This window comes from Sandaracinobacteroides sp. (assembly GCF_057137845.1).
On record NZ_DBNHFX010000209.1, the window covers coordinates 1 to 4,458 of the forward strand.

Annotated in this window: 5 protein-coding genes; 4 read left to right on the forward strand and 1 reads right to left on the reverse strand. The window is 66.3% G+C overall.

Annotated elements, in window-relative coordinates:
• The coding region (locus AC16JP_RS11405; RefSeq protein WP_484340738.1) for a tetratricopeptide repeat protein at positions 1 to 920 on the reverse strand (920 nt) is incomplete at its 3' end.
• 332 nt (positions 921 to 1,252) lie between these two features.
• On the opposite strand from AC16JP_RS11405, the gene fabD reads away from it, so the two are divergent.
• The 4 genes from fabD to AC16JP_RS11425 form a co-directional block, all read left to right on the forward strand.
• Positions 1,253 to 2,191 (forward strand): ACP S-malonyltransferase, encoded by a 939-nt coding sequence (gene fabD, locus AC16JP_RS11410; protein WP_484340739.1) that lies wholly within the window; start codon positions 1,253 to 1,255, stop codon positions 2,189 to 2,191.
• Between the two features lie 39 nt (positions 2,192 to 2,230).
• Positions 2,231 to 2,965: a 3-oxoacyl-[acyl-carrier-protein] reductase gene (gene fabG, locus AC16JP_RS11415; protein WP_484340740.1), complete on the forward strand. Its 735-nt coding sequence runs from the start codon at positions 2,231 to 2,233 to the stop codon at positions 2,963 to 2,965.
• Positions 2,966 to 3,092: 127 nt separating this feature from the next.
• The gene (locus AC16JP_RS11420; protein WP_374386471.1) at positions 3,093 to 3,329 is read left to right on the forward strand and encodes an acyl carrier protein; all 237 of its coding nucleotides are present in this window, start codon (positions 3,093 to 3,095) and stop codon (positions 3,327 to 3,329) included.
• 189 nt (positions 3,330 to 3,518) lie between these two features.
• Positions 3,519 to 4,458, forward strand: a 940-nt coding sequence (locus AC16JP_RS11425; protein ID WP_484340741.1) for a beta-ketoacyl-[acyl-carrier-protein] synthase II, incomplete at its 3' end; no start/stop codon positions are given.

Here is a 4,458-nt window from a genome sequence, read left to right on the forward strand (position 1 = left end):
TAGGCGCCGCCCGCCTGGAATGCAGTCGTCGGCGACCTGGCTGCGGCTGCCGCGCCGGCGATCGCCGCCGCCTGCCGCTTTGCAGCAGCGTCTGCAAGCTTGCCTGCCATCGGGTCGGTTGCGGGCAGCACACCGCCGGCGATGGCGGTTTTCACCACGTCGGTCGCGATGCCCGGCTGGCCGGCGACGATCGCAACCTTGGCAAAGTCCTGCACGTCGGCAGCGGTTGTCAGCGTGCCGGTTTCACGCATGAGGTGATAGAGAGCCAGCTTCGAATCGCGCGACATCGGCTGCGCCTTGGTGTCGAGCAGCAGCGCCTTCCAGCGCGCCGGCGTCGGGTCGAGCCGGATGAGCTTCTGGATGGTGGCGAGATAGGCCTTCTTGTCGCCCATCTTGAATTGCGCGCCGGCAAGGTTCTGCAGCACCGACGGGTTGTTCGGGTTCTTCGCCAGCATCTGCTGGTAGATCCGCGCGGCGTCGCCGGCCTTGCCCTGCATCAGGTAGGACTGGGCGACGATGGTAAGCTGGCCGGACTGGCGCGCAGCGGCCACAGCCTTGTCATACTGGCGGGCCTGATAATATAGCGGCGCGAGCTGGCTGGCCGGGGCGCCGATGCGTTCGAGTTCTGCTGCTGCCTGACCGAACTGGCCGGCGCGGGTGTAGATGAAGGCGGCCATTTCGCCGACCTTCTTGCGCTCGATCGGGGTTGTCGCGGCGGCACGGGCCTGATTCACATAGTTCTGCGCCGCTGCCGTGTTTCCGGCGCGTGCGGCGTTGGAAGCCTGTTGCAGCGGCTTGCCGACACCAGCCGAAAGAGCCTGCGCGAACGCCGCACCCGAAACGGCGGGAACACCCACCAGTGGAACGGCAGCGGCAACACCGAAGGAAACTGCAACCGTAAGCTTCTTCACCAGCTTCATTGACGACCTTTCTACTCGCGCCTCGGGCGACATTCCCCTTATGCCGCGCCAACGATGGCGCGGAAATGAACAGCCAGAATGGCAATGCCCCCCACTCGAATGTCGGCTTGCGTCATAGGGGAAGCATTCGCTGCTGAAAAGGCGAAGTTGGTAATTTTGGGCAAGGAACTTGGGTTCAAACGTGCAAATGTCGGGGCTGATGGGCAATTCCGGCGCTGTAGATGTCAAGATCGCCGGAAATCGCGCACACTTGTGCCGTGTCTCGTTCCCATCGGCGAGAATCGGCTCTAAGGCAGGCCGATTCCAGTGCGCACCGAGGAGCGAGCGACACCGTGACTACAGCATTCATCTTTCCCGGGCAGGGCAGCCAGGCAGTCGGCATGGGCCGCGCACTGGCCGAGGCAAGCGCCGCCGCCCGCGAGATTTTCCAGCAGGTGGACGACGCGCTGGGAGAACATCTCTCGCGGCTGATGTTCGAGGGGCCTGAGGACAGGCTGACGCTTACCGCGAATGCACAGCCGGCGATCATGGCGGCAAGCCTTGCCGCGCTTGCCGTTCTTGAGCGCGATGGAGGTATCCGCCTTGCGGAAAAGGCGGCGTTCGTCGCCGGGCACAGCCTTGGCGAATATTCGGCGCTGGCGGCCGCCAGCGCACTTCCTGTCGATGCCACGGCGCGGCTGCTGCGCCAGCGCGGCGATGCGATGCAGGCGGCAGTGCCTCCCGGTGAAGGCGCGATGGCGGCGATTCTGGCGCTGACGATCGACGATGTGCGCGTGATCGCCGCCGAAGCGGCGGGCGGTGAAGTCTGTGCCGTCGCGAATGACAATGCGCCGGGGCAGGTGGTGCTGTCGGGGCACCGGGCAGCCGTCGAGCGGGCGGTCGTGCTGGCCAAGGCCAAAGGCGCCCGGCACACGGTGATGCTGCCGGTCTCGGCGCCGTTTCACTGCCCGCTGATGCTGCCGGCGGCGGCCGTGATGGAAAAGGCGCTGGCGGATGCGCCGATCGTGGCGCCGATGGTTGGTCTTTACGCCAACGTGACGGCGGCGCCGGTGCAGGCGCCCGACGAGATCCGCCGGCTGCTGGTCGTGCAGGTGACGGACACCGTGCGCTGGCGCGAATCGGTCGAGGCGATGGCGGCGGCGGGTGTCACCCGGATGATCGAACTGGGCGGCAAGGTGCTTGGCCCGATGGTGAAGCGCATCGCACCCGATATCCAGAACCTGTCGGTCCAGAAGCCCGACGATGTCGATGCAGTGCTGAAGGCGCTGTAAGCAGCGCAATTCGCGAAATCTTTGCAAGGAGGCTGACGCATGTTCGATCTGACCGGGCGCACCGCGCTCGTCACCGGGGCGAGTGGAGGTATCGGCGGCGCCATTGCCCGCGTGCTGAAGGCGCGCGGGGCGCGGCTGGCGCTGTCCGGCACCCGCCGCGAGGCACTTGAGATGCTGGCCGACGAACTGGGCGGCGCCGAAGTGCTGCCGTGCCGGCTGGATGTCGCCGACGAAGTCGAGGCGCTGGTGCCGGCGGCACACGAAAAGCTTGGGCAACTGGACATTCTTGTGAACAACGCCGGCATCACCCGCGACGGGCTGGCCATGCGCATGAAGGACGACGACTGGTCGGCGGTGCTGCGGGTCGATCTGGAGGCGGCGTTCCGGCTGTCGCGCGCGGCGCTGCGTCCGATGATGAAGGCGCGGCATGGCCGCATTGTTTCGATCAGCTCGGTCGTCGGTTCGATCGGCAATCCGGGGCAGGCGAATTACGCAGCGGCGAAGGCCGGTCTCGAGGGCATGACCCGCAGCCTTGCCGCCGAAGTCGCCAGCCGCGGGGTCACGGTGAACTGCGTGGCGCCGGGCTTCATCGCCTCGGCGATGACCGACGCGCTGACGCCAGAACAGAAAGCGAAGATGTTCGAACGCATTCCCGCCGGACGCTTCGGCGAGGGAAGCGATGTGGCGGCGGCGGTCGCCTGGCTCGCTTCCGACGAGGGCGGATATGTGACCGGCCAGTCGATCCATGTGAACGGCGGCATGTATATGGCCTGATGCCCATGATCGAAGGGCATGGGTTGAAGGGCTGGTGCTTGCATGGCGCAAGGCGTGCGGCTAGTGCGGAAGCGACGAAACCACGGGGGCGCCTTGGGGCGGACTGCCGAGTGAAAGGGCAAGAGGAATGAGCGACGTCGCGGAACGGGTGAAGAAGATCGTGGTCGAGCATCTTGGTGTCGACGCCGAGAAGGTGACCGAGGAAGCAAGCTTCATCGATGATCTGGGCGCCGACAGCCTCGACACTGTCGAGCTGGTGATGGCCTTCGAGGACGAGTTCGGCGTGGAAATCCCGGACGACGCGGCCGAGAAGATCCTGACGGTGAAGGACGCCATCGCCTTCATCGCGGCGAACGGAAAGTAAGACCGGATCGGACGCCGCGTTGCGGCGAACGGCAGATCGGCCTCGTGGGACGGGCAGTCCCCGGGGCCGTTTCCGTTTCATTTTCCAAATTCATTTCACTTTCCAACTCATAAGGCCAGCCGCTAGGGATGGAGCCGGGAACGCTGGCGAAAAACGCCAGCGCGGAGTGACGAACATCAGGAGAGAGGCATGCGCCGCGTAGTCGTGACCGGCCTTGGGCTAGTGACCCCGCTGGGGGGAAGTGTGGAGCAGACCTGGGAACGGCTGATTGCCGGCCAGTCGGGCGCGGGGCCGATCACCCGCTTCGACGCGACCGACTATGCCTGCCGCATCGCCTGCGAGGTGAAGCCCGCCGACTTCGACCCCAACCTGCGGGTCGATCACAAGATCCAGCGGCAGGTGGATCCGTTCATCGTGTTCGGCCTCGACGCGGCAGGACAGGCGCTCGAGGATGCCGGCCTGACCGACATGCCCGAGGCCGACCGCCTGCGCGCGGGAACGCTGATCGGTTCCGGGATCGGCGGCCTGCCGGGCATCGCCGAAGAAGCGATCGTGCTGCACGAACGCGGCCCGCGCCGCGTCAGCCCGCACTTCGTGCACGGGCGCCTGATCAACCTCGTCTCGGGGCAGGTGTCGATCCGCTATGGGCTGATGGGTCCGAATCATGCCGTCGTGACCGCCTGCTCGACCGGCGCGCACGCCATTGGTGATGCCGCCCGGCTGATCGCCCTCGATGATGCCGACGTGATGGTGGCCGGTGGCACCGAGGCGACGATCTGCCCGATCGGCATTGCCGGTTTCGCACAGGCGCGTGCGCTTTCCACCGGCTTCAACGATGATCCGAAACGCGCCAGCCGCCCGTGGGACAAGGGCCGCGATGGCTTCGTGATGGGCGAAGGCGCAGGTGTCGTCGTCCTCGAGGAATATGAGCGCGCGAAGCGCCGTGGTGCAAAGATCTACGGCGAGGTGATCGGCTATGGCCTGACCGGCGACGCCTATCACGTGACGGCGCCGCACCCCGAAGGCTCGGGCGCGTTCCGCTCGATGCAGATGGCGCTGAAGCGGGCCGGGCTGAACCCCGGCCAGATCGACTATGTGAACGCGCACGGCACCTCGACGCCGATGGGCG